The sequence below is a fragment of the Aeromonas rivipollensis genome (genome assembly GCF_037811135.1).
In the GTDB taxonomy this organism is placed as follows: domain Bacteria; phylum Pseudomonadota; class Gammaproteobacteria; order Enterobacterales; family Aeromonadaceae; genus Aeromonas; species Aeromonas rivipollensis.
The window spans coordinates 3,979,342-4,003,683 of sequence record NZ_CP149130.1; the positions used below are offsets into that span (position 1 = coordinate 3,979,342).

The 24,342-nt window shown below is 61.8% G+C and carries 27 protein-coding genes; 12 read left to right on the forward strand and 15 right to left on the reverse strand.

The window, feature by feature from the left end; translation table 11 throughout:
• Positions 1-237: 237 nt before the first annotated feature.
• The 3 genes from WIR04_RS18125 to pncC form a co-directional block, all read right to left on the reverse strand.
• Positions 238-738, reverse strand: coding sequence for a regulatory protein RecX (locus tag WIR04_RS18125; RefSeq protein WP_338888771.1), 501 nt, complete (start codon positions 736-738; stop codon positions 238-240).
• Positions 739-778: 40 nt separating this feature from the next.
• The gene (gene recA, locus WIR04_RS18130) at positions 779-1,840 is read right to left on the reverse strand and encodes a recombinase RecA (RefSeq protein WP_025325621.1); all 1,062 of its coding nucleotides are present in this window, start codon (positions 1,838-1,840) and stop codon (positions 779-781) included.
• A gap of 80 nt (positions 1,841-1,920) precedes the next feature.
• Complete coding sequence (gene pncC, locus WIR04_RS18135) at positions 1,921-2,412, reverse strand: nicotinamide-nucleotide amidase (protein WP_338892630.1); 492 nt, start codon at positions 2,410-2,412, stop codon at positions 1,921-1,923.
• Positions 2,413-2,661: 249 nt separating this feature from the next.
• On the opposite strand from pncC, the gene WIR04_RS18140 reads away from it, so the two are divergent.
• Entirely contained in the window at positions 2,662-3,069 is a 408-nt protein-coding gene (locus tag WIR04_RS18140; RefSeq protein WP_338888773.1) for a Spy/CpxP family protein refolding chaperone, read from the forward strand.
• 267 nt (positions 3,070-3,336) lie between these two features.
• On the forward strand, positions 3,337-5,907 hold the full coding sequence (mutS, locus tag WIR04_RS18145) for a DNA mismatch repair protein MutS (protein ID WP_338888775.1): 2,571 nt from the start codon (positions 3,337-3,339) through the stop codon (positions 5,905-5,907).
• Between the two features lie 77 nt (positions 5,908-5,984).
• Here the strand turns inward: mutS and WIR04_RS18150 are convergent, their stop codons facing one another.
• Positions 5,985-7,583, reverse strand: a complete 1,599-nt coding sequence (locus tag WIR04_RS18150; protein ID WP_025325617.1) for a BCCT family transporter — start codon at positions 7,581-7,583, stop codon at positions 5,985-5,987.
• A 9-nt stretch (positions 7,584-7,592) separates the two neighbouring features.
• Positions 7,593-8,120: a hypothetical protein gene (locus WIR04_RS18155; RefSeq protein ID WP_025325616.1), complete on the reverse strand. Its 528-nt coding sequence runs from the start codon at positions 8,118-8,120 to the stop codon at positions 7,593-7,595.
• Positions 8,121-8,283: 163 nt separating this feature from the next.
• Here WIR04_RS18155 and WIR04_RS18160 point away from each other — a divergent pair, with 163 nt between their 5' ends.
• On the forward strand, positions 8,284-8,763 hold the full coding sequence (locus WIR04_RS18160; protein WP_025325615.1) for a MarR family winged helix-turn-helix transcriptional regulator: 480 nt from the start codon (positions 8,284-8,286) through the stop codon (positions 8,761-8,763).
• 65 nt (positions 8,764-8,828) lie between these two features.
• Here the strand turns inward: WIR04_RS18160 and WIR04_RS18165 are convergent, their stop codons facing one another.
• Positions 8,829-9,410: a YjaG family protein gene (locus WIR04_RS18165; RefSeq protein ID WP_338888779.1), complete on the reverse strand. Its 582-nt coding sequence runs from the start codon at positions 9,408-9,410 to the stop codon at positions 8,829-8,831.
• Between the two features lie 161 nt (positions 9,411-9,571).
• Here WIR04_RS18165 and WIR04_RS18170 point away from each other — a divergent pair, with 161 nt between their 5' ends.
• Positions 9,572-10,516 (forward strand): D-2-hydroxyacid dehydrogenase, encoded by a 945-nt coding sequence (locus WIR04_RS18170; RefSeq protein ID WP_338888781.1) that lies wholly within the window; start codon positions 9,572-9,574, stop codon positions 10,514-10,516.
• Between the two features lie 66 nt (positions 10,517-10,582).
• Here the strand turns inward: WIR04_RS18170 and mepM are convergent, their stop codons facing one another.
• Positions 10,583-11,920 (reverse strand): murein DD-endopeptidase MepM, encoded by a 1,338-nt coding sequence (gene mepM, locus WIR04_RS18175; RefSeq protein WP_025325612.1) that lies wholly within the window; start codon positions 11,918-11,920, stop codon positions 10,583-10,585.
• A 270-nt stretch (positions 11,921-12,190) separates the two neighbouring features.
• Between mepM and WIR04_RS18180 the strand changes: the two genes are divergently transcribed.
• Together WIR04_RS18180 and WIR04_RS18185 are read left to right on the forward strand one after the other, a co-directional pair.
• A complete protein-coding gene (locus WIR04_RS18180) occupies positions 12,191-13,489 on the forward strand; it encodes a LapD/MoxY N-terminal periplasmic domain-containing protein (protein ID WP_338888784.1) in 1,299 nt (432 codons plus the stop codon).
• Positions 13,486-14,427 carry a TAXI family TRAP transporter solute-binding subunit gene (locus WIR04_RS18185; protein WP_420883433.1) on the forward strand — a complete coding sequence of 314 codons (942 nt, stop codon included), beginning with the start codon at positions 13,486-13,488 and terminating at the stop codon, positions 14,425-14,427. Before WIR04_RS18180 ends, WIR04_RS18185 begins: the two co-directional genes overlap by 4 nt.
• On the opposite strand, the gene WIR04_RS18190 is transcribed toward WIR04_RS18185, so the two are convergent.
• Entirely contained in the window at positions 14,422-15,096 is a 675-nt protein-coding gene (locus tag WIR04_RS18190) for a transglutaminase-like cysteine peptidase (RefSeq protein ID WP_025325609.1), read from the reverse strand. The two genes, WIR04_RS18185 and WIR04_RS18190, sit on opposite strands and share 6 nt — an antisense overlap.
• A gap of 76 nt (positions 15,097-15,172) precedes the next feature.
• Positions 15,173-16,099 carry a zinc ABC transporter substrate-binding protein ZnuA gene (gene znuA, locus WIR04_RS18195; RefSeq protein ID WP_338888787.1) on the reverse strand — a complete coding sequence of 309 codons (927 nt, stop codon included), beginning with the start codon at positions 16,097-16,099 and terminating at the stop codon, positions 15,173-15,175.
• Between the two features lie 94 nt (positions 16,100-16,193).
• Between znuA and znuC the strand changes: the two genes are divergently transcribed.
• Together znuC and znuB are read left to right on the forward strand one after the other, a co-directional pair.
• On the forward strand, positions 16,194-16,958 hold the full coding sequence (gene znuC / locus WIR04_RS18200; RefSeq protein ID WP_025325607.1) for a zinc ABC transporter ATP-binding protein ZnuC: 765 nt from the start codon (positions 16,194-16,196) through the stop codon (positions 16,956-16,958).
• A 20-nt stretch (positions 16,959-16,978) separates the two neighbouring features.
• Positions 16,979-17,758, forward strand: coding sequence for a zinc ABC transporter permease subunit ZnuB (gene znuB / locus WIR04_RS18205; RefSeq protein ID WP_338888789.1), 780 nt, complete (start codon positions 16,979-16,981; stop codon positions 17,756-17,758).
• Between the two features lie 97 nt (positions 17,759-17,855).
• Here znuB and WIR04_RS18210 read toward each other — a convergent pair whose 3' ends face one another.
• Positions 17,856-18,746, reverse strand: coding sequence for a LysR substrate-binding domain-containing protein (locus WIR04_RS18210; protein ID WP_025325605.1), 891 nt, complete (start codon positions 18,744-18,746; stop codon positions 17,856-17,858).
• A gap of 91 nt (positions 18,747-18,837) precedes the next feature.
• On the opposite strand from WIR04_RS18210, the gene WIR04_RS18215 reads away from it, so the two are divergent.
• A complete protein-coding gene (locus tag WIR04_RS18215) occupies positions 18,838-19,695 on the forward strand; it encodes a DMT family transporter (RefSeq protein WP_005331061.1) in 858 nt (285 codons plus the stop codon).
• 1 nt (position 19,696) lies between these two features.
• On the opposite strand, the gene WIR04_RS18220 is transcribed toward WIR04_RS18215, so the two are convergent.
• Complete coding sequence (locus WIR04_RS18220) at positions 19,697-20,278, reverse strand: uracil-DNA glycosylase family protein (RefSeq protein WP_338888793.1); 582 nt, start codon at positions 20,276-20,278, stop codon at positions 19,697-19,699.
• Positions 20,279-20,379: 101 nt separating this feature from the next.
• Here WIR04_RS18220 and rarD point away from each other — a divergent pair, with 101 nt between their 5' ends.
• Together rarD and WIR04_RS18230 are read left to right on the forward strand one after the other, a co-directional pair.
• On the forward strand, positions 20,380-21,273 hold the full coding sequence (gene rarD, locus WIR04_RS18225; RefSeq protein ID WP_338888795.1) for an EamA family transporter RarD: 894 nt from the start codon (positions 20,380-20,382) through the stop codon (positions 21,271-21,273).
• Positions 21,270-21,608, forward strand: coding sequence for a GIY-YIG nuclease family protein (locus WIR04_RS18230; RefSeq protein ID WP_338888797.1), 339 nt, complete (start codon positions 21,270-21,272; stop codon positions 21,606-21,608). The genes rarD and WIR04_RS18230 overlap by 4 nt, the downstream gene beginning before the upstream one ends.
• Before the next feature lie 56 nt (positions 21,609-21,664).
• Here the strand turns inward: WIR04_RS18230 and pspG are convergent, their stop codons facing one another.
• From pspG to WIR04_RS18250, 4 genes are all read right to left on the reverse strand, one after another.
• On the reverse strand, positions 21,665-21,883 hold the full coding sequence (gene pspG / locus WIR04_RS18235) for an envelope stress response protein PspG (protein ID WP_005331057.1): 219 nt from the start codon (positions 21,881-21,883) through the stop codon (positions 21,665-21,667).
• 48 nt (positions 21,884-21,931) lie between these two features.
• On the reverse strand, positions 21,932-22,138 hold the full coding sequence (locus tag WIR04_RS18240) for a PspC domain-containing protein (RefSeq protein ID WP_005331055.1): 207 nt from the start codon (positions 22,136-22,138) through the stop codon (positions 21,932-21,934).
• 2 nt (positions 22,139-22,140) lie between these two features.
• Positions 22,141-22,803 (reverse strand): phage shock protein PspA, encoded by a 663-nt coding sequence (gene pspA, locus WIR04_RS18245; RefSeq protein ID WP_307765329.1) that lies wholly within the window; start codon positions 22,801-22,803, stop codon positions 22,141-22,143.
• Positions 22,804-23,012: 209 nt separating this feature from the next.
• Positions 23,013-23,741, reverse strand: a complete 729-nt coding sequence (locus WIR04_RS18250) for a 1-acylglycerol-3-phosphate O-acyltransferase (protein WP_025325599.1) — start codon at positions 23,739-23,741, stop codon at positions 23,013-23,015.
• Between the two features lie 176 nt (positions 23,742-23,917).
• On the opposite strand from WIR04_RS18250, the gene WIR04_RS18255 reads away from it, so the two are divergent.
• Entirely contained in the window at positions 23,918-24,295 is a 378-nt protein-coding gene (locus WIR04_RS18255; protein ID WP_025325598.1) for a hypothetical protein, read from the forward strand.
• Positions 24,296-24,342 lie beyond the last annotated feature (47 nt).

Below are 24,342 nucleotides of genomic sequence, written 5' to 3' on the forward strand. Positions count from 1 at the left end.
AATGTAAGTTTTCTGCGGGGTAAAGTAAAACGCGCGGGCCCGTCACGGGTGAAAAAGCCCCCTATGGACGGGGCAGCGGCAGGACGCCGTACAGGAGCAGGCTGAAAGGGGAGTCGGCTGGGTGGCGGATCATGGCGCCACGGCCATCAGAAACAGGATAAAACAGGGAAAAGCCCCTCTCTTTTATCTTCACTCGTCGCAGGAATACGCCACGGGCCCATGACCAGCGCCAGCCCTTTATTCGTCCCCCTGCTGCAGGGTAGAGATGGCATAACGCGCCTGATCCTGGGTAAAGCCCCGCCCAAGCAGGTACTTGAGCCATTTCATCCGCAGCTTGAAATCGGCCAGATCGGCGACTCTGGCACGCCGCGCCAGCAGGGCGAACGCCAACTCGAACCAATCCAGCTCCGGCTGGTCGAATGCGGCGTCTATCTGCATATCGTCCAGCCCCTTGCGACGCAGATCGAAGCGGATCTTGATGGGACCATGGCCCTTGGCCGCACCGGCCCGTACCGCCATGGCACCGTAACGATCGTCATTGACCCAGTTGTAACCCCGGCAATATTCGACAACCGCCTCGATCACCTCTTCATTGAAGCCCTGCAGCCGCAGCCGCTTGGCCAGTTCCGATTCGGCGCTCTCGCGGCGAGCCAGACTGCGCATGGCAAAGGCGCGGGCGGCGGCAAACAGTTCTTCAAAGGAGAGTTCAGCGGGTTCGGGGGAAGTTTCATCGACCATAAATGACAAGGCCGGGTATCAACCCGGCCTTCCTTGTTCCTTATTCGAACTCTTGTTCGCTTTCGTCTTCAAACTCTTCGGCAACCGCGGCCGCCGGTTTCTCGACCGGTATGGCACCGGAGAGCAGCAGCTCGCGCAGGCGGGCTTCCACCTCGGCGGCCATCACCTTGTTCTCGGCGAACAGCTTCATCACGTTGGCCTTGCCCTGACCGATCTTCTCGCCGTTGTAGCTGTACCAAGCACCGGCCTTGTCGATCAGCTTGTGCTTGACGCCCAGATCCACCAGCTCGCCCTCTTTGGAGATGCCGGCACCGTAGAAGATCTGGAACTCGGCCTGCTTGAAGGGCGGGGCCACCTTGTTCTTGACGACCTTGACGCGGGTCTCGTTACCGACCACTTCGTCACCTTCCTTGATGGCGCCGATGCGACGGATATCCAGACGTACCGAGGCGTAGAACTTGAGCGCGTTACCACCAGTGGTGGTCTCGGGGCTGCCGAACATGACGCCGATCTTCATCCGGATCTGGTTGATGAAGATGCACAGGCAGTTGGCGTTCTTGATGTTGGCGGTCAGCTTGCGCAGCGCCTGGGACATCAGGCGGGCCTGCAGGCCGACGTGGGAATCACCCATCTCACCTTCGATTTCCGCTTTCGGCGTCAGGGCGGCCACCGAGTCGACGATGATGACGTCAACGGCGTTGGAACGCACCAGCATGTCGCAGATCTCCAGCGCCTGCTCACCGGTATCCGGCTGGGAGATCAGCAGGTCGTCGACGTTGACCCCCAGCTTGGCGGCATAGATGGGGTCGAGGGCGTGTTCCGCATCGACGAAGGCACAGGTCTTGCCTTTCTTCTGGGCTTCCGCGATCACCTGCAGGGTGAGGGTGGTTTTACCTGACGATTCCGGGCCGTAGATCTCGACGATACGACCACACGGCAGACCGCCGATACCCAGCGCCACGTCCAGAGAGAGGGAGCCGGTGGAGATGGCTTCGATGTCCATGGTCTTGCTGTCGCCCAGACGCATGATGGAGCCTTTGCCAAACTGCTTTTCGATCTGGCCCAGCGCAGCCGCCAGTGCCTTCTGTTTGTTCTGATCCATGCCAATCTCCGCTGGGAATCGTGATGTAGAAGTGAAGTTGGGCTAAGTATACTGTTTATGCATACAGTATCAAGCCCAATTTATCTGAGCAGGGCCAGCAGTCCGGACAAGGCCTGCCTGACCGCCTGCTGGCGCACCTGATGGCGGTCGCCATCGAAGCGGGCGAGCAGGGATTGATGACGGCCCGTGCGATCCGCCCAGGCAAACCAGACGGTGCCGACCGGCTTGTCGTCACTGCCGCCATCGGGCCCGGCGATGCCGCTGATGGCGACGCAGATCCCCGCATCGGAACGGGCCAGGCACCCTCTGGCCATCTCCAGCACCACGGCCTCGCTGACGGCGCCATGGCGCAGCAGGCTGTCGATGCTCACCCCCAGCATCTGCTGCTTGGCCTCGTTGGTGTAGGTGACAAAGCCGCGGTCGAACCAGCCTGAGCTGCCCGCAATATCCGTGATGGCCGTGGCAACGCCGCCCCCGGTACAGGACTCCGCCGTGGCGGCGAGCCAGCCTCGTGCCTGCAATGCCTCGCCGAGCTCCCGGGATAAACGGTCGATCTCTGCCTCAAGCCCCATCATCATGTCCTCTCTGGCCCCTTGCGGGGGAAACATGGGGGCCATTATGCAGTCGCCCCGAATCGCGAGCAACCGACCCGGGACCGGCTGCGTCAGCGACCGACCGGCATGGCCCTGCAGGGCATCAGGTGCAAGCTCGCCACAGCGGCAAGTCGCCAACGCTTAAGCTCCAGTACATGGGGGCTTCCTATAATCAGCAGGCACCGCCCTGTATGCGGTTTCTATCTTTTTGGATACTGGAGAAAGCAGATGAAGCATCAATTTAAAGTCGCCATGACTGCCCTGGCGATCTGTTTTGCCACCAACACCTTCGCCGCCGAGAGCGCCCCCGAGCTGCAGAGCGAAACCACCCTGGCGCAGGAGCTGAACCTCTCCACCGCACAGGTTGAGCAGATCAAGAGCCTGCGTGAACAGGCGGCCAAGGAGCTCGGCTCGGTCAAGCTCGACGCCATCGGTCAGGACGTCATCATCAACATGATCAAGAGCGGCAAGTGGGACGAGGCGGCTGCCAGGAAGCAGTTGCAGACCATCAGCAACGTGCAGGCCGAGGCCCGCTACTACCGTGCCCATTACCTGTTCGAAGTGAGCAAGGTGCTGACTCCGGAGCAGAAAACCAAGCTGCACGAGATGCTCAGTGGCAACGAAGCCATGTATTGAGAGACGGCTCCCGTTTCTATGATGCCAATCCCCGCGCTGATGGCGGGGATCTTGTCCCTCCCCCCGACACGCCTCGCGCACCCGCCCCTCTTTGCTGCTGATCCCGGTGACGGCCTGCCAACACCACCCGCCCCCTGAAACCTCAGGACAGCCTCCCCCAAAGCGAGATAACCCCTCACCATCTCGGCCCGAGCATGTAGAATGGCCACCAGATTCAGACCCATTACGGCAGACGCTTGCCCGCAAGAGCACCTTCTGGAATAGAACATGACAGCACAGCACCAAGCCACCAGCGCCAACCTGAGCGCCCACACCCCCATGATGCAGCAGTACCTTGGCCTCAAGGCCGAGAACCCGGAGATCCTGCTGTTCTACCGGATGGGCGACTTCTACGAGCTGTTCTACGACGATGCCCGCAAGGCGTCCCAACTGCTCGACATCTCCCTGACCAAGCGCGGCCAGTCCGCGGGCAGCCCCATTCCCATGGCGGGCGTCCCCTATCACGCCATCGAGGGCTATCTGGCCAAGCTGGTGCAACTCGGTGAATCCGCCGCCATCTGCGAACAGGTGGGGGATCCCGCCACCAGCAAGGGGCCGGTGGAGCGCAAGGTCATTCGCATCATCACCCCGGGCACCGTCTCCGACGAGGCGCTGCTCAGCGAGCGACAGGACAACCTGATCGCCGCCGTCTACCACGATGGCCGCCGCTTCGGCTACGGCACCATGGACATCGGCTCAGGCCGCTTCTTCATCAACCAGTTCGACAAGGAAGAGACCCTGCTGGCGGAGCTGCAACGCACCAATCCGGCGGAGCTGCTCTACCCGGAATCCTTCGAGTTCCTGCGCCACGTCGAGGGTCGTCGCGGCCTGCGTCGCCGCCCCGAGTGGGAGTTTGAGCTCGGCACAGCCCGCAAGCTGCTCTGCCAGCAGTTCGGCACCCAGGATCTGGTGGGATTTGGGGTCGAGCAGAGCGAGACAGCCCTCTGCGCCGCCGGCTGCCTGATGCAGTACGTCAAAGACACCCAGCGTACCGCCCTGCCCCACATCCGCAGCGTGCGCCTCGAGCAGCCCGATCATGCGGTCATCATGGATGCCGCCACCCGCCGCAATCTGGAGCTGACCCAGAACCTGGCGGGGGGCTATGAAAATACCCTGGCCGAGGTACTGGACCGCACCGCCACCCCCATGGGCAGCCGCCTGCTCAAGCGCTGGATCCACCAGCCGATCCGCGATCGGGTGATCCTCAAGGGTCGCCAGAGCACCATCAAGGAGCTCATCGAGCAGAACCTCTATGACGAGCTGGGCAACCTGCTGCGTCAGGTGGGCGATGTGGAGCGGGTACTGGCCCGCCTGGCCCTGCGCTCGGCCCGTCCCCGCGATCTCACCCGCCTGCGTCAGGCCTTCGCTCAGTTGCCCGAGTTGCAGCGCCTGCTGGCGGATAACGAGCACGAAGCGGTGCAGCAGCTGGCCGAGCGCGCCAGCACCTTCCCCGAGCTGCTCGGCCTGCTGGAGCGCGCCGTGATGGAAGTGCCGCCGGTGCTGATCCGCGATGGCGGCGTCATCCGTGACGGCTTCAATCAGGAGCTGGACGAGCTGCGGGATCTGGCCAACGGCGCCACCGCCAGCCTCGCCCGCATCGAAGAGCGGGAGAAGCTGCTGACCGGCATCAACACCCTCAAGGTGGGTTACAACAAGGTGCACGGCTTCTATATCGAGGTGAGCCGCGCCAACAGCCATCTGGTGCCGGCCCACTACATCCGCCGCCAGACCCTCAAGAACAATGAACGTTACATCATCGATGAGCTGAAGAAATACGAGGACAAGGTGCTCACTGCCCAGGCTCAGGCGCTGGCGCTGGAGAAGCGGCTCTACGAAGAGCTGCTCGATGCCCTGCTGCCCCACCTCGGCGATCTGCAGGAGTCGGCGTCCGCGCTGGCGGAGCTGGACGTGCTGGCCAATCTGGCGGAGCGGGCCGAGACGCTGGACTATCGTTGTCCGCAGCTCATCGATGAGGATCAGATCCTGATCGAGGCGGGCCGCCATCCGGTCGTTGAACAGGTGATGAGCGATCCCTTTATCGCCAACCCCATCCGGCTGGAGCGGGAACGGCGGATGCTGATTATCACGGGTCCCAACATGGGCGGTAAGTCCACCTACATGCGCCAGACCGCGCTCATCGTGCTGCTGGCTCATATCGGCGCCTTCGTGCCCGCCGACGGCGCCCGCATCGGCCCCATCGACCGCATCTTCACCCGCATCGGGGCGTCGGATGATCTGGCATCGGGAAGATCCACCTTCATGGTGGAGATGACCGAGACCGCCAACATCCTCAACAACGCCACCGCCCGCAGCCTGGTGCTGATGGACGAGATTGGCCGCGGCACCAGCACCTACGACGGTCTCTCCCTGGCGTGGGCCTGTGCCGAACAGCTGGCGAGCAAGATTGGCGCCTACACCCTGTTCGCCACCCACTACTTCGAGCTGACCCGTCTGCCGGAGCTGATGAGCGGACTGGCCAACGTCCATCTGGATGCGGTGGAGCACGGCGACACCATCGCCTTTATGCACGCGGTGCAGGAGGGGGCGGCCAGCCGCTCCTACGGCCTGCAAGTGGCGGCGCTGGCCGGGGTGCCGAAATCGGTGATCCATCAGGCCCGCCACAAGCTGGCGGAGCTCGAAAGCGCCACCCCGATCGCCACCGGTGACACCCGCCCGGCCCCGGTGAGCCTTGCCCCGCAGCCCCATCCGGTGGTGGAAGAGCTGGCAGCGGTGCGCCCGGACGAGCTGAGCCCCCGTCAGGCGCTGGACCTGCTCTATCGCCTCAAGCAGATGCTCTGACAGCTGCGCCGGAACACAGGCAATGAAAAAGGGGAACCTCGCGGTTCCCCTTTTTTTGCCTCAATGGCACTGGGTCATCAACCCGGACCTATGCGATCCAGCAGGCTCAGATTGACCGAGCCGGGATGACGCTTGAGCTTTTGCCGGTATTCGAACTGGTGCTGACTCTCCTGCTTGAGCCCCTGCATCAGCGAATAGCACATGGCCAGCATGATCAGCGAGAAGGGCAGCGCGGCTATGATGCTGGCCGCTTGCAGGGCAGCCAGGCCGCCGGAAACCAGCAAGATGGCCGCCACCAGCCCCTGACCCAGTCCCCAGATGGCGCGGTGCAGAACGGGGGGATCCTGATCGCCGATGGAGAGCAGGGTGGTGATGACCAGCGTGCCCGAGTCGCTGGAGGTGATGAAGTAGGTGCAGATGAGCAGGGTCAGCACCCCTTTCGCAATCCAGCCAAAGGTCTCCCAGTGCAGCAGCTCCACCGTCTTGTAGAGCGCCAGGGTCACGTCCTGATTGACTGCCGCCACCACGCCACCGCCGCCGAACAGCTCCAGATGCATGGCGGTACCGCCGAATACTGTGAGCCAGAACATGCCGAGCAGGGAGGGCACCAGCAGCACACCGAGCACGAACTCGCGAATGGTGCGGCCCTTGGAGATGCGGGCGATGAACATGCCGACGAAGGGGGCCCAGGCTATCCACCAGCCCCAGTAGAAGGCGGTCCAGCTCGATTGCCAGGCCGAGGTGCCGTTGGCTTCGGTGTTGGTCCAGAAGCTCAGTTTGACGATGTTTTGCAGGTAATCACCGATGTTCTGCACATAGGCGTTGAGGATATAGGTGGTGGGCCCCAGCACCAGGAAGAGGACGAGGATGAAGGCGCTGAGCCAGATGTTGAGCTCGGAGAGGATCTTCACCCCGCGCCCCACGCCGGAGATGGCCGACAGGGTGGCGATCAGGCTGATGCCCCCGATGAGCCAGAGCTGGCTGTGCTGGGAGACTTCCATGCCGAACATCTGGTTGAGGCCGGTGTTCATCTGGGAGACGCCAAGCCCTAAGGAGGTGGCCACCCCGAACACTGTGCCAAACACCGCCAGCACGTCGGCGGCGTGGCCCCAGAAGCCGTAGATCCGCTCGCCGAGAATAGGGTAGAGCACGGAGCGAATGGCCAGCGGCAACTTGCGGCGGTAGCTGAAGAAAGCCAGCGACAGGCCGACGATCACATAGATGGCCCAGGGGTGCAGACCCCAGTGGAAGAAGGTGAGGCGCATGGCGATCTGGGCCGCTTCCGGCGTCATCCCTTCGGTGACGAAGGGGTTCCCCTGCAGATGATACATGGGCTCGGCGATGCTCCAGAACACCAGGCCTATGCCCATGCCGGCGCTGAACAACATGGAGAACCAGGCGAAGTAGCCGAACTCCGGTACCTGGTCGTCGTCGCCCAGTCGAATGCTGCCAAAACGGCTGAACATCAGGTAGACGGCGAAGAACAGGAACAGGGCAACCACCAGAATGTAGTACCACTTGAAGCCTGCAATGATGGTGTCCTTGGCGCCGGTGAACCAGGTTCCCGCGGTATCCGGGTCAAACACGCCAAACAACAGGAACAGGGTCACGACGGTGAGGGCCGTCATGGCCATGGTGGGATTGAGGCCTTTCAATAGCCCTTTGGTTGCTCTCATCGGGCCTCCTTAGTCGTTGTTGAAAAAATCTTCACCCACGTGATCTCCCGCACCACCGATGGCGCGATAGACCAGTCGACCCGCCACCCGCTCGCGGTGATCCACCAGGGTGACCGAGGGCTGGCCGTTCACGGCATGACGCTTGCCGAGGAAGATGGCCATGGGTACCCCCAGACTGGAGACCCCGCTGGTGATCCAGAGCCGGTTGAAGTCATAGGAGCCGCCGATGAACTCGAGCTGGGCCAGGCCATTGTCCAGACCGGCCAGGTAGAAGTTCATGGCACTCTCGTCGGGGAAGAGGTGCACCAGCACATAGGCGTAGCGCAATTCGTTCACCAACTCCTTTAGACTGAAAGAACCTGTGTCGCTGCAGGAGAGCGGCAGCTCACCATCATAGTGATGCACTTGCAGGTTGTTGGGATCCTCGTCATAGGCGGGCTGATAACGCACGAAAGCCGAGGTATCTGGCAGTTCATAGCGGACCCTGACCACGCGAAGGTCGGCAACCAGGGACTTGATATCCAGGTCGTCATTCATGATGTCACTCCTCAAATATCGGGTTTAAATGCGGCAATTATCCAATAACCTAACATAAAATTCATTAGGGCAGAAATGATTACACCAAAAACCATATTGACCTTGTTGTGGATTAGGCGGAGAATTTTGCACCTCTCCACTGCCCTGCGATGACCCCGACTCCATGGAAAAACATGATGAAGTGCTGATTGCTCTGCGCCAGATCATCCGTGCCATCGACATGCACTCCAAACGCCTGATCAAGGAGGCCGGGCTGACGTCGCCGCAGCTCCTGCTGCTCAAGGGGATCAACGAGCTTGGCCAGATCTCCATGCGCCAGCTCGCCGATCACACCAACATGAGCCAGGCTACCGCGACCACCATCATGGACAGGCTAGAGAGCCGCCAGCTGGTGCAGCGCATCCGCAGCGAAACCGACAAGCGCAAGGTGCATGCGACACTGACTGACGCGGGGCGCGCCCTGCTCGCCCAGGCCCCCACTCCGCTGCAGGAGAGCTTCATCCAGCGCTTCCAGGCCCTGGAGAACTGGGAGCAGGGACTGCTGCTCTCCTCCCTGCAACGGATCTCGGCCATGATGAATGCCGACGGCATAGACGCGGCTCCCGTGCTGAGTGTCAGGCCGCTCACCGAAGAACGTGCCTGAACAAACGACGGCCATAAAAAAAGCTCCCGAATGGGAGCTTTTTTTATGGGAAGCGGACGGGGAGATCACTCTTCCAGGCTGATGCCTATGTTGGAGATTCCACCCTGGGCCGCAAAGGTGCGGATGGCCAGGATGCGATCGCTGTCGCGCTCATGGGCGACCTGCTTGAGCAGCTCGACCTGGAACTCCAGCTCGGCTTCCATGTATTCATGCTCGTAGAGCTCTTCGTCACTGAGATCCCGCTCTTCCAGCATCTCGATGAAACCGGCCACGGTACCGACCGAAGCGTGGCTGGCATCGTTGGCCTCTTCCCCCACCCGGCAGATCACCGAGTTGTAGGCACAGCCCAGGGCCACGCAGGCATCCAGCGCCGGATAGGCACCGTAGGATTCAAACTTGCCTGGCTCGGGAATATAGACCTCGAACGCCTCCAGAATGGCCCCCAGATTGACGCGGGATCCCTTCACGGTGAGGTAGTTCCACATCTGATCCAGCGCGTGGCGAAACGCCTTCGCATCCCCGAAACCGGCTGCCTGGGTAAACAGCACATAGTTGGGGTACATGCGCTCTGCCAGCGCCAGGGTGTAGACGGTCTGCTGCCAAGGCTGCAGCTCGGCCAGTCGCTTATAAAACTTGTCACCAAACACTGGAGTCGGATCCTTTGCAAAATGTGGGGCAGATTGTAGCCCACGAGGGGCGTGGCGAAAACGAAAAAGCGCCCTGGTCGACTATCTTGCCCGATCAACTGGGGTAAGATGAGGGCAGACCCCTCCTCCGCCGTGCCGCAAACATGATAAGGAACAAGAGTATGAGCCAACGTACCCTGCTTCTGCTCAGCCAGGACAACAACCACTATGAGCGCCTGCTCAAGGCCGCCAGCCTTCCCCATCTGCACATACTACGGGCCGACAACCAGAGCGATGCCGAGAAGCTGATCGGTGATGCCCACATCCTGATGGCCGAACCGGCACGAGCCAGACCCCTGCTGGCCAAAGCCGACAGGCTGAGCTGGCTCCAGTCCACCTACGCCGGGGTCGACGTGCTGCTGGATGCCAGCTGCCGCCGCGACTACCTGCTCACCAATGTGCGCGGCATCTTCGGGCCGCTGATGAGCGAGTACGTGTTCGGCCACCTGCTCAACCTGTCGCGCCAGTTGCCGCTCTACCGCGAACAGCAGCAGCAGCGACTGTGGCAGAGCCATCCCTATCAGGGGCTCAAGGGACGCACCATGCTGATCCTGGGTACCGGCAGCATAGGCCAGCACATAGCCCACACCGCCAAGCACTTCGGCATGAAGGTGCTCGGCATCAGCCACAGTGGCAATGAGCGAGCGGGCTTCGATCAGGTGTATCAGCTGCCGGCACTGAACAAGATGCTGGCCCAGGCCGACGTCATCGTCAGCGTGCTGCCGGCGACCCGCGAGACCCGCCATCTGTTCACCACCGATCGCTTCAACCACTGTAAGCCGGGAGCCATCTTCTTCAACGTCGGCCGGGGCAATGCGGTACATGAAGAGGATCTGCTGGCGGCATTGCGCGGCGGCAAGCTGGGCACTGCGGTGCTGGATGTGTTCGAACAGGAGCCCCTGCCCGCCGACAGCCCGCTCTGGCATCAGCCCAATCTCGTCATCACCCCCCACAACAGCGCCTACAGCTTCCCGGAAGATGTGGCCCAGATCTTCATTCGCAACTACATCCGCTTCATCGACGGCCAGCAACTCGATGGCCGCATCGACTTCGACAAGGGTTACTGAGTCCAGGCCACCAGCAAAAAGGCCCCGCCAGATTGGCGGGGCCTTTTTTGTATCCGCAGAGGGGGATCAACCCGCCTCCATCTCCTTGCGATAGCTCTTCACCTTGGCAAGGAACTGGCGCTTCTCCTTGCCGGAGAGCGGCTCCGCCATCGGCAGCTTGACCTTCATGGGGTCCACCGGGCGGTTGTTGACTCGCACCTCGTAGTGCAGATGGGCACCGGTAGAGCGACCCGTGTTGCCGGAGAGCGCTATCTTGTCCCCCATCTTCACCTTCTGGCCGGGTTTGACCAGCAGCTTGCTCAGGTGCAGATAGCGAGTCATCAGGGTGCGGCCGTGCTTGATCACCACATAGGTGCCCGCGAGGGGGTGGCGGGTCGCCTTGAGCACGACACCGTCGCCGGTCGCCATCACGGGCGTCCCCACCGGCAGGGCGAAGTCAGTCCCCTCATGGGGGCGGACCTGGCCGGTAATGGGATGGCGTCGGGCCGGGTTGAAGTTGGAGCTGACCCGGTAGCGACTATGGGTCGGATACCGGCGGAAGCCGCGCTCCAGGCTGTTCGCCTGACCGTCATAATAGTTGCCATCTTCCGACAGCCAGGCCGATACCGTCTTGCCCTGGCTGAACACCTCCACCCCCAGCAGCTGGGTGTTGCCCGTGCTCTTGCCCTCGACCGTCTCCTGTCTCACCAACACCTTGAACTTGTCACCTCTTTGCAGATCCTTGGCGAAATTCAGGCGCCACTGGAACAGGTTGGCAATCTTCTGGATGTGGTTGGCCGGAATCCCCGCGTTGCGGGCGCTGACGTAGAAGCTGCCATTGATGACGCCGTCATAACTCTTCTGCTGCCACTGCACCTCTTCATTGAGCATGTTGGCGCTGTAAGTGTCGTCGGTACGCTCCAGCACCAGAGTCTGCTTGATGTTCAGGCGGATCTTCAGCTGCTGCAGTATGTTGTCCTGATCGATCAGCAACTCTATTGTCTGGCCGGGCTTGAGGCGGGCCAGATTGTTCTTGGCATCCGCATCCAGCACCTTGTAGAGGGTGGTGGTGGAGAGGCCGAGATTGTTGAAGATGGTGGTCAGGTTCTCGCCGTTACGTACCCGGTAATCCTGCCACTGGGGCGTGGCATCGGCCGGAATGTCATCTTCCGGCGCCGCGGCTTCCACCAGCTCGTGATCCGGGATGTCGTTAAAATCCGTATTGTCTTCGTTGGTTGCAGTGCCAGTGGTGGCAATGGGCAACTCCAGACGCAATGGCCGCTCAAGGATGTCACCTGGAGCTGGCAATACGGCTACCGCTGACAGCGTCATGGCCGTGAGCAATAGCATGGCGTAAAAATGTTTGCGGGGAACCGGGGGTTCCCAGTTGGCAGCCTGCGCTACCAAGGGACGGAGACGTTTCATCCGCTATCCTGTTATTAGATCTAAGGGTGGTAGTTGTGGGTCTGTTTTTATGATTTTTTATTATGAAAACCGAATATCTGGGTTTTAGACCTAAATACTTACAAAAAGTTCATCGCGATATGCACGAAACTCACATTTTATGCATAACCTTCCCCCATGGGCAGAAATGATCGCCTTTTTCAGCCATTTTTTTCTATTTTTAAGAACCAAGTCCGGTTGTGTTCATCCCCGGACCACCAAATGTTGCAAAAACATTTCCAGGGAGTGGGTATGTCATTGGCAAGATTGTTAAATGTAATCATCCTGATCCTGTTCACCATTGGTGCCATCCTGCTGCTCATGCTGGAGATCACCACGGTACGGCAGTCCATTCTCGATCAGATGTCGGCCAATCTGGAGACGGCCATCACGGCCCTGGGTCTGGTGCTGCAAGGCACCCTGCTCAACGATGACAAGGTACTGGCGGAAACCATTGCCAACGCCATGTTCGATGGCGGCTTCGTCAGCTCGGTCACGCTGCTGGATCCGGATGGGCAGTTGCTGTTCCAGAAAGTCTTCCACACGGCCCAGCAGAACATCCCCAGCTGGCTGCCCGCTGTCGTCCACATGCCACCGGTCAAGATCGAGCAGGAGCTCACCGATGGCTGGCGTATTCTGGGCACCCTCACCCTCGAAGGCCACGAGGGATACGCCTACCAACACCTCTGGAACGCCATCAGCCGCACCGGACTGGCGCTGCTCGCGGGTCTGCTGGTCTTCACCCTGGTGATCACCTGGGTGTGCGGCCGTCTGCTGCGCCCCCTCGAACAAGTCAGCCAGCAGCTGGTGCAGATCCGCAAACGCCAGTTCAGTGGCAATCTGCCAACCCCATGGCTTCGCGAGTTGCAGGAGGTCGTGGCCTCCATCAACCAGCTGGTCTCCGAACGCAAGCGGGATCTGCTGCAGCAAAGGCTCAAGATCACCCAGCTCGGCAAACATGACAACTTGCTGGCCCATCAGAAACTCGCTGGGTTGACCGACATCGCCAACGGCATGTATCTGCAACACTTTTTCTCCACTCAGGGAAACATCCGGCTCTATAGCCGGTTACTGCCCCAGACCCCACCTACCACGGACAGCTCGCCGGATGAGATCCGGGCGCTGCTCAACGACTGGTTGACTCAGAAGACGGAAGGGCTACAGCTCCCCCTCAGCCTGCTCAATCATCCCGACTGGGCACAGTTCGCCTCCTCCCTGGCCAGCGCCAGGGGCAAGACCCTGGACTGGCGCTGGGATCTGGCAAGCTTCCCTCCCCTGGCCGAGGAGCGCCTGGGGGCGCTTCAGGCTCAGGGGGTCGAGATGGCATTCAGTAATGTGCCCATGAACAATGACAACCTGACAAAGCTAGACCCCATCAAGCCGATCTTCATCAGCTGCCAGCTGACCCAGGCCCCCCTCTACTGGAACCTGCTTTCCCAGTGTCTGCATGCTTCCGGTTATACCCTGCTGGCAGAAGCCGGCGACATCAACGATACGGATACCCTGCGCAGCTGGGGCATCGATGGCTATGCCAGCCAGGAGGCATCATGAGAATCCCTGTCCTATTGCTTGCCCTGCTGTGGCAACCCGGCTCTTATGCAGTGTCCATGACCATAGGCACGGGGGGAGAACAGGGGATCTATTACCAGGTCATCAAGGAGTTCTGCCGACTGGCTCACAAGAGCGACCCCGCACTACAATGCAAACCGCAGGCCAGTTCGGGCTCCATCGAAAATCTGCGGCAGTTGCAAGCCGGAGACATCCCCTACGCCCTCGTGCAGTCTGACTGGCTCTATCAGGCCAGCCAGGGCACGGGACCATTTGCCAAGCAACCCCAGCCCGAATTGAGAACCCTCTTTGCCACCCATGCTGAGCCTTTCACCATAGTGGTGCGGGCCGATGGCGACATCACCACCCTGGAGCAACTCAAGCGGGCCCCCATCGACATGGGACTGAAGAGTTCGGGTACTCGTCAGACGGCACTGGCACTGTTCAACCTGTTAGGGGCAAAGGAACAGGATCTCGATCTGAAGAGCGTGGCCAATCTGTCCGAAGCCTTGTGCAGCAAACAGATCGATGCCTATGGGTTGGTGATGGGGCATCCGAACCGGATCGTGCTGGAGACATCCAAGCGCTGCGCCATCCGATTCATGGCCATCGAGGGCGCGACCAGGGATCAACTGCTGCAAGGCGTCAAATACTACCAGCGCAGTCAGGTACCGGCCCGCATCTATCCCGGCAACCAGAAAGCCACCCCCACCTTTGCCATCGCCGCCACCCTGGTGACCAATGCCACCACGCCGGATGAAGACGCCTATCGCCTGACCAAAGCCATGCTGAGCCAGCAGACCAGTTTCAACGAGCAGACCTATGGCTATGCCAACCTGTTCCACAAGGCGCGCAACAAGACAGGCCCGGTGCTCAGCATCACACAGCACCCGGGGGCGGCAAGATACTTCGAGGAGTTGAAAGCCGCAGGCAAGCTATAGCTGGCGACGGGGGGCACGCAGATGTTCGCTGGAAAAGCGGCTCTGCATCGACTTCCACTGGGTCAGGCGATCGGCACTCCCGGCCAGGGTCCCCTCACGGCGTGACTTCATGACCCAGATGCTTTTGGCATCGAAGCTGTACACGGGTTGCAGGTCATTGCGCTTGCTGCCGGGCAGGATGCGACCATTGATGTTGTCCAGCACCAGAGGGTCGGACTTGGTCGTCGGGAAATAGAGCGTCACCATGTGAAACTGGTTGTAGCGGATCGCCTTCACATAGGCCAGCCGCAGCTTCTTCTCGTCAACGCCGAGCTCCATCAGGGTGTAGTACTTGGAGATGCTGTAATCCTCGCAGTCACCCCCTCTGGCACCGATGAATTCCAGTGGATTGGCCCAATAGTCCTCGTCCCCCCAAAGTCTGGGATCCTCGCTGTAGGTCAGATTGTTGAAGTAGTTATTGACCAACTCCAGCTTCTGCTGATCCGTGGTGCCCGCTCTGGGCGCGAGCAGGCGCGAGAAGGCCTCGGCGCGCTGGATAGCCCTGGCGCCATAGACTTCCTGCATTTTTGCCTTCAGCTCGGGGCTGGTAATGTGTTCGGACAGGCGGGAGGCCTGCACGCTGGCACAGAGCAGTGCCAGGGTGCAGGTGGAGAGAAGCAATAATTTCATAACTGACACTCCATATCAGACGCTGGAGGTCAGTATAGTTGGCCGCAGCCACCCCATAGGGCGAGTCCGGGATGACTCAACGACACTGGGCGAAGGCGTCGGCCAGCTGCTGCATGAAGTGCGGATAAGCATCGGGACCAAGCGGTACCTGCTCACCCACTTCATCCAGCAGCAACACCTTGGCGCCTGTATTACGGGCGACCGATTCGATCACCGCAGGCGAGAATTGCGGCTCGGCATAGATGCAACTCGCCTGTTTCTCTTCAAGCGCCTTGCGGATCTCCACCAGCGTCTTGGCGCCGGGGCGGCGCTCCGGGCTCACGGTGAAGTGGCCCTTGGAGCTCATGCCGTAGTGACGCTCCCAGTAACCATAGGCCTCGTGAAACACAAAATAGCCCTTCTGGTTCACCGCCTTCATCTGTTCGGCGATCACCTTGTCCTTGGCGTCCACCTTGGCATCGAATGCGGCGAGGTTGGCGGCATAACGGGCCTGATTGACCGGATCCAGCTTGCCAAGCTCGGTCGCGATCGCCTTGGCAATCACCTTGGCCTGGGTTGGCCCCAGCCAGATATGGGGATCCACCCCCTCGTGGTGATGCCCCTCATGCCCTTCATCGTGGTCATGGTCATGGTCATGGTCATGGTCGTCATGATGAGCGGGATCCTGGCTGCCCTGAGTCGCGTAGTTGAACAGCGGCATCCCCGGAACCTGGGTCAGGGTCAGCTTGTGGGGATGCTCGGCCAGCGGCTTGGCCATGAAACCTTCCAGCTCGGGGCCGACCCACACCACCAGATCGGCGCCGTTGATGCTGCGTATATCGGAGGGGCGCAGGGAGAAGTCGTGGGGAGAGGCGCCGGTTGGCAGCAAGACTTTCGGCTCACTCACGCCATCGGTGATGGCCGCCGCGATAAAACCAAGGGGTTTGAGGGTGGTCAGCACCTCGAGGGCGCGGACAGGCAGACTCACCGCCAGCAGCGCAGTGATCAGAGTAAGAATTCGCATAGAGGTCTCGTCAGGGAGTGAGTGTGTGATAATATAACAAACCAACGTCGCTGTTATATTATAACTCTCACAGGCTGTAAACCCCGGAGCTGTCATGACCCAACTGGTGGAGCTGAAAGAGGTCTGTCTGTCGTTTGACGGACGGTCCGTGCTCGACAAGGTCTCCTTTACCCTGAACAAAGGCAAAATCACCACCCTGGTCGGCCCCAACGGGGCTGGCAAGAGCACCCTGAGCAAGCTGGTGCTAGGCCTGCTCAATCCGGACTCCGGCAAGATCATCCGTCGTCGCGATCTGCGGGTCGGCTATGTTCCCCAGCGCCTCTATCTGGACCCCACCCTGCCGCTGACGGTGCGCCGCTTCCTGCAACTCGGCAAGAACAGCCGCCTCTCCATCGAGGAAGCGCTGGAGCGGGTAGGCGCCCAGGAGCTGCTGGACAACCGGATGCAGAAACTCTCCGGCGGCGAGATGCAGCGAGTGCTACTGGCCCGTGCCCTGCTGGTCAAGCCCGAGCTGCTGGTCCTGGACGAGCCGGTCCAGGGGGTGGATATCACGGGCCAGATCGAGCTCTACGCCCTCATCAGCCAGCTGGCGGCCGAGTTCAACTGTGCCGTGTTGATGGTCTCCCACGATCTGCACCTGGTGATGGCCAGCACCCACGAGGTGATCTGCCTCAATCGCCACGTCTGCTGCCACGGCGAGCCGGAGAGCGTGGCACGCCACCCCGAATTTGCACGCCTGTTCGGGCGCCCTGAGCGGGAGGTGCTGGCGGTCTACACCCACCATCATCACTGCGACGGCGAACACCATCATCATGAGCCGCAGGTCCCCGTCATCCGCCTGCCGTCTCGCAATCCATAAGCGCAGTTAAGGACATTCAAGTGGACAGCTTTCTGTTATACGCCCTCGCGGCAGGCCTCGGCATCGCCCTGCTGGCCGGGCCCCTCGGCAGCTTCGTGGTGTGGCGCAAGATGGCCTACTTTGGCGACACCCTCTCCCACGCCTGCCTGTTCGGCATCGCCCTCGGCATACTGCTGCAGGTGGATCTCACCCTGGCAGTGGTAGTCTGCTGCCTCGCCATGGCCATGCTGCTGGTGATCATGAGCCGCAACCAGCAGGTGGCGACCGATACCCTGCTCGGCATCCTGGCCCACAGCGCCCTCTCCCTTGGCCTGGTCACCTTGAGCTTCATGGACAACGTGCGGGTGGATCTGATGGCCTACCTGTTTGGCGACCTGCTCTCGGTACAGCCCATGGATCTGCTCTGGATCTACGGCGGCGGCGCCCTGGTGCTGCTCACCCTGTGGCGGCTGTGGGATCCCCTGCTCTCCATGACCATCTCGGAAGAGCTGGCGCGGGTGGAGGGAGTACGGGTCGATGTGCTGCGCTGCGTGTTGATGCTGCTGATAGGCCTGGTGATCGCCGTGGCCATGAAATTTGTCGGGGCCCTCATCATCACCTCCTTGCTGATCATTCCCGCCGCCACCGCCCGCCGCTTCAGCCAGACGCCGGAGCAGATGGCCGGCTTCGCGGCCCTGATCGGCTGTCTCGCCGTACTGGGGGGCCTGACCCTCTCCTGGTATCAGGACACACCGGCAGGTCCCTCGGTCGTGGTCTGCGCCACCAGCCTCTTTATCCTGAGCCAGTTCAGGAAAGCCTGAGCCTGGAGTGGCCTGACCCTTGCTGTCAGGCCACTCCAGCCCTGGGCCCCTCGTTATCCCCTGCCCCCTGTTTATCCTGAGCCAACAGCTCGCCGGGCTAGAGCGGCATGCTCTGGCGCGTCTCCATCATCAGCCACTGGCGCAGCCTACTGATGGCGGGCTCATGGGCCCGGGATCGCTTGCAGGTGAAGTAGAAGGCATCTCCCGTCTCCAGCTGGTGCACCGGCAAGGCCACCAGCTGGGGATCGTCCGGTCGCAGCATGTAGTCGTTCACGAACGCCACCCCCTGATCCCAGGCCGCCGCCTCCATCGCCAGCAGCACATGGCTGAAGTGGTGCATCCGCGCCTCGTCCGGAATGACCAGCCCCCCCGCCTTGGCCCAGCGCTGCCAATCCTCCCCCCGCGCCTTGTAGATGGACTGCACCGAGAGCAGCGGCAACTGCCAGATGGCGGCAGGCCACTCCCCCTCCACCTGCTGCAACAGGCGACGACTGCAGACCGGAAAGAGCCGCTCCCGATAGATGAGATCGTGGCAATAGCCGCGCCCGTGGGGGGAGACTGTGATGAAGCAGTCCGCCACCCGATCGGAGAGTTCGGGATCCTCCGCCACCATCTCCAGGCTCAGATCCAGCTCGGGGTAGAGCTGGCGTAGCCCGGCCAGCCTGGGGATCAGCCACTTCACCGCGAACGAGCTGTAGACCGCGAGCCGCAGCCGCATCTCGCCTCCCCCGCGCAGCTGTTCGCTGCTCTGGGCTATCTGGCCGAGCCCGGCGGAGATCCCCTCGAAATAGCTCTCCCCCTGGGCGGTCAGGGACAGCAGGCGTCCCTGGCGCAGCAGCAGCCGCTCCCCCAGAAAGTCCTCCAGCAGGCGGATCTGGTGGCTGACCGCGCTCTGGCTGACATTGAGCTCCAGGGCCGCACGGGAGAAACTGAGCAGACGGGCAACCGCCTCGAAGTATTGAACGGCGCGCAGGGGAGGTAGCTTCATTATCCAAAATTCTCATGGATGGTGATTTTTTATCATTTTACTGGATAACGGGCGTCAGACTACCCTTCCCTCATCTAACGTGGGAGGTGGTATGAACGCAGTCGGGATTGGCATCCTCTATCTGGTGCTGGGCAACATGGTGGCGGTCTTCTCCGATGCGCTGGTCAAGGTGCTGGAGCCGAGCCAGCCGGTGTTCCAGTTCGTCTTCTTCCGCCAGCTCTCCGCCGCCCTCCTGCTGGCACCCTGGCTGCTCTGGTCCTGGCGGCGCAACCCGCCGGTAGCCATCAAGTGGCACCTGCTGCGGGCTCACATCTGGGCGATCGGCGTCTGCCTGATGGTGGTCGCCCTCACCCGCTTGCCGCTGGCAACCGCCAATGCCCTCTTCTATGCGGCCCCGCTGCTGATGGTGCCGCTCGCGGTCTGGCTGGCAGGGGAAGCGCTGTCGCGCCAGAAAGTGCTGACGGCCCTGGTGGGTTTCATCGGTGTGCTGATAGTGCTGCGCCCGACCGAGGTGAACTGGGCCGCCCTGGCGGCGCTCGGAGTGGCGCTCTCCATGGCGGTCAACAACCTGCTGATCAAGCGGATCCCCCTCAAGCAGCCCATCGCCCAGACCCTGTTTTTCACCAACGTGCTGAGCATGCCGATCATACTGGCGCTGGCCTGGTGGGAAGGGGGGGCCTGGCAGTGGCAGATGTGGTGGCCCGCCTTCGGCTCCTCGGCGCTGATCATGGTCTATGCGGGCCTGTGCGTGGTGGCCTATCGCAAGGCGGAGGCGAGCAAGATCGCCTCGGCGGAGTACACCGGCCTGCTGATGGCAGTCGCCATCGGGGTCTGGCTGTTTGACGAGCAACCGGGTCTGCCGCTGCTGCTGGGGTGCCTGTGCATCATACTGCCGCTGGTCGCAATGGCGCGCGGCAAGTCAAAACCGCTGGCAGAGCCGGCGGTCTGAATCAAAGCAGCAAGGGGGCAACCCTCTGCTGCAGATGGGGGATCACGGCCTGCTCGAACCAGGGATTCTTCTTGAGCCAGAAGGTGTTGCGCGGTGACGGGTGCGGCAACGGCAACCAGGCCGGGCCATAGTCAGCCCAGCTGCGCACCGTCTCGGTGAGCGAATCCTTGCCCGCCTCCCGCAGATAGTGGCGCTGGGCATACTGGCCGATCAGCAGGGTCAGCTCGATATTGGGCAACAGCATCAGCACCTTGTCGTGCCAGGTGGGCGCGCACTCGGGTCTGGGCGGCAGATCCCCCGACTTGCCCTTGCCGGGGTAGCAGAGCCCCATCGGCATGATGGCGATGCGGGACTCGTCGTAGAAGGTGGCCTTGTCCACCCCGAGCCAGTGGCGCAGCCGATCGCCGGAGGGATCATCCCAGGGGATGCCGCTGGCATGGACGCGGGTACCGGGCGCCTGACCGATGATCAGCAGGCGAGCGCGCTCGCTGCCGCGGATCACCGGCCTGGGCCCCAGCGGCAGGTGGGCCTCGCACAGGCGGCAGGCCCGGATCTGTTCAAACAAGGTATCTAGTCGGTTCATGGCCTGATGGTAACAGAGTTTCCGGCAGGATCCCGCTTGTGGAACCGGCGGCAGATACTTATCATGCGACCACATTTGTTTAATTTAATAAACGGAAAGCGATGAAGAACTGGCTGGGCCCCGGCAGTGCGGCCCTCTCCTTCGTGCTCTGGGGCATGCTGCCCCTCTATTACCAGTTCATGCCCGAGATCAACATGTGGGAGCTGCTTTCCCACCGGGTACTCTGGTCTGTCATCCTGCTGGGCGGCCTCTTCCTGCTGCTCGGGGTGCGGGTCCCCTGGGTACGCCTGCGCAGCGAGCCCCGCCAGCTTGGCCTCATCCTGCTGGCGGGCCCCGTCATGTCCATCAGCTGGTGCATGTTCACCTGGTGCCTGACCACCGGCCAGGTGCTGGCCACCAGCCTCGCCTTCTTCATGACGCCGCTATTCAACATCGCCTTCGCCGTGCTCTTCCTCAAGGAGCGGCTCACCCCCCAGAAGCATCTGGCGGTCGCCCTGGCGTTGGCGGGGCTGGCCTACATGCTGTTCTCCTACGGCGAGCTGCCCTGGTTCTCCCTCATCATGGGGGCCAACTTCGCCTTTTACGGCCTCATCAAGAAGAAGGTGCGCCACGATGCCGGTGTCAGCCTCTATCTCGAGTCCCTGGCCCAGCTTCCCGTCGCCCTGCTGATCCTCGCCTGGCTGGGCCTGCACGGCATGAGCCAGTTCATGGCTGGTGACTGGGCCGACAAGCTGCTGCTGATGGGCAGCGCCCCCGCGACCCTGCTGCCGGTGGGGCTGTTCTGCTACGCAGTGGCACGCACCCGCATGAGCACTGTGGGGCTGCTGCAATATATAGAGCCGAGCCTCGCCTTCCTGCTCGCCATCTTCTGGTTTGGCGAGATCCCGGATCCGGTGAAGTCGGTGGGCTTCGCCTTCGTCTGGGCCGGCCTGCTGGTGAGCCTGTTCCCCCTGCATCTGCTCAGGCGCGGCCGGGTCCAGTGGAAAGAGTCATGACGGCCAGCACGGACCAGCCCGAGGCTAGCTGGTTTATCTATCTGGTGCGCACCGGCGCGGGCTCGCTCTATGCGGGGATCAGCACGGATCCCGAGCGGCGCCTGCGCCAGCACCAGAGCGGCAAGGGCGCCCGCGCACTGCGTGGCAAGGGACCGCTGACCCTGGTGTGGCGCCAGGGGGTGGCAGACAAGGGCGAGGCGCTGCGCCTCGAGTATCGCCTCAAGCAGCAGAGCAAGGCATTCAAGGAGCGCCTGGTTCTCGACCCCGAGCTCTGGCACGACTGGCGCCGGCCCTGGCTGAGCGCCGCCGCGACCCCCATCAATCCTTCCCCTTGAACCAGCCGCCATAAAAAAGGCCACCCAAAAGGGTGGCCGTAAAGGGTCAGGGAGGTTTAACGGTAGGTGTTCGACTGCTTGCGCCTGTTGCTGAGCAGCCAGCACACCGCCAGCACCAGCAGCAACCAGGGCGCCAGCTTGATGATGAGGGCAAACATGCCGGCCAGGGCGCCAAACAGCACGAAGACCCCGCTCACCAGCAGCATGGCCAGCACGGTAAAACCGGTCAGCGCCATGGTCACCAGCACCAGCATCAAGACGATAAATTCCAGCATGTTGTGCTCCTCACAAGCTTGCAGTGGCCGGCGGTTCTGATCCGCGGATCAGTCCAGCCAGCGTTTCAATTCACGACGGGGCGGCATCACCAGCACCGCCAGCAGATAGAGGGCCAGGGCCAGGGGCGGCATCAGAATAAGCGCCAGCAAGGCCAGCACCCGCACCGTCACCCTCGAGATCCCAAGCCCGTTGGCCAGACCGGCACAGACTCCGGTCAGCTTGCGATGGGCCAGATCTTTCGGCCAGGGGCTCATGGTTACGCCTCCGCCTTCCGGCTTTTCAGGCGGGCCAGCTCGCGCTCAATCTCGTCGTTCAGCTCCAGCTCGCGGAACTGGGCCTCCAGGGAGGGATTCTGCCCCAGAGTAGCCGCCTCCAGCTGGGCTTCCAGCTGATCGACCCGGCCCTGAAAACCGTCGAAGCGGGCCATCAGCTCATGCATGCGCTGGTTGTCCACCTGGGCGCGGGCACGGATCCGGCTGTGGGCAGTCTGTTCGCGCAGGGTCAGCATCTTCTGCTTCTCGCGAGCCTCGGTCAGCTTGGCTGCCAGCCGCTCGCTGTCGGCGGTGAGCTGGGCCAGCACCTCGGCCACCCGGGCCTTGTCCTGCTCCAGTTGCTCGCACTTCTTGACCTCGGCCAGCTTCTCCGTGAGGGCGGCACGGGCCAGATCCTCACGTCCCTTCTGGATGGCGAGCTCGGCCTTGGCAGACCACTCCTGGATCTGGTGGCGCAGCGCCTGCTGATGGCGCTCCAGCTGTTTCTGTTCGGCGATGACGCGAGCGGCCTGGGTTCTCATCTCGATCTGCACCTGCTCCATCTCTTCGATCATCAGGCGCAGCATCTTCTCCGGCTCTTCACTCTTGTCGAGCAGGCTGTGCAGGTTGGCATTGATCACGTCAGTCAGGCGGCTGAATACGCTCATGGTCTGGCTCCTTGTTCATGGGGATGGCTATCTCTCCCCATGGCATTACAAGAGCCGTGCCAAGATAATTTATTGTTGTTTTACAGATAGATGGAGACTCAACGCTGCCATCTCAAGACCATGAGTTGGTAAAAATGGCCAACATGGTGGTGATTTTAACCAATAAAAAAGGGAGCCAGCGGCTCCCTTCATGCAATTGGACTCGAACCTCAGGCGGCCGGGCGATGGCCCAGCTTGCCATCCAGCTCCGCCAGCTTGGCTTCCATCTTGGCCCGGCAGCTATCCGACAGATCGCGGATGCCGGCGGCGCCGTGCTCCTTGCTGCACAGGGGGGGCAGCATCTCCAGCAGCACCTCGCCGTTGTCCCAGCGGTTCAGGTCAACCTGACCGAAGTAGCTGGAGCAGACGATAGGCACCACGGGCACTTCGGCCTGGACGGCGGTGTGGAAGGCGCCGGCCTTGAACGGCAGCAGACCGCGGCCCTGGGAGCGGGTCCCTTCCGGGAACATCCAGATGGAGGTGCCGTGGTGCTTGATGCGATCCACCACCTGGCCTATGGTGCCGATGGCGCGGGAGCGGTTGGATCTGTCGATCAGCACGTTGCCGGAGAGCCAGAAGATGAGGCCGAAGAAGGGCAGCCACAGCAGGCTCTTCTTGCCCACCGCCACCACGCCGGGGCGCACGGCACCGGTCACTGTGAAGATGTCGAAGTTGCTCTGGTGATTGCAGACATAGACGGCAGGCCCCACCGACTTGACCTCGTCCGGAATGGTGACCCGGACCTTGAGCCCGATGAGCGGACAGACGGCATGGTACATGCGGGCGAAAACATAGACGTTGTTGGGGTGGCGCGGACGCACCAGACAGAGCAACAGACCAAACACGAACCAGAAGATGAGCAGCAGGGTAAGCAGCAGCACACGGGCAAGTTTGAGCATCGAACACCTCGGAATTTGACTCGGCGCAGTATACTGGTCCCCCTTTTAGCGAACAAGCGTTCGCCAGACAGAACCGACCACCCCAGAGGGAGCATGTGGTCGTATCGAATCCCGCTGGCTTGCTCACGCCACCATTGATCGATAGGATATGCACCATTCAACAGGGTAGGACGAGCATGATTTTGCGACAACGCGTGGCGACAAGACTCCTGCTGCTGGTCTGCATCCTGGTGATCAACTGTGCGGCCCAGCCGCTGGCCAGGCTGGCACAGCTCGACCAGGCCCTGAGCTGCCAGATGCTCCCCCTCTCCTCGTCCAGCGCCGATGCCGACGAGGGGCAAGCCGCGACGCCCCAGCCCAGCAGTTGCCAGCTCAACGGTAAGTGGCTCAGTGCCGCCAACCTGCTCTGCGCCGAGCAGATCTTCTTTGCCATCGCCTTCGTGATTGCCCTGCTGGCGCCCCTGTCGCGCCGCGCCCCTGCGCTTCCTCCTCCCATCAACATTTCGCCTCCCGAACGGCGACTGCACCTCACCCTCTGCGTCTGGCGGGAATGAGTCTGCGGCGGTTTTCTCCACCCTGACTTTCATTTTCAAGAGACAAA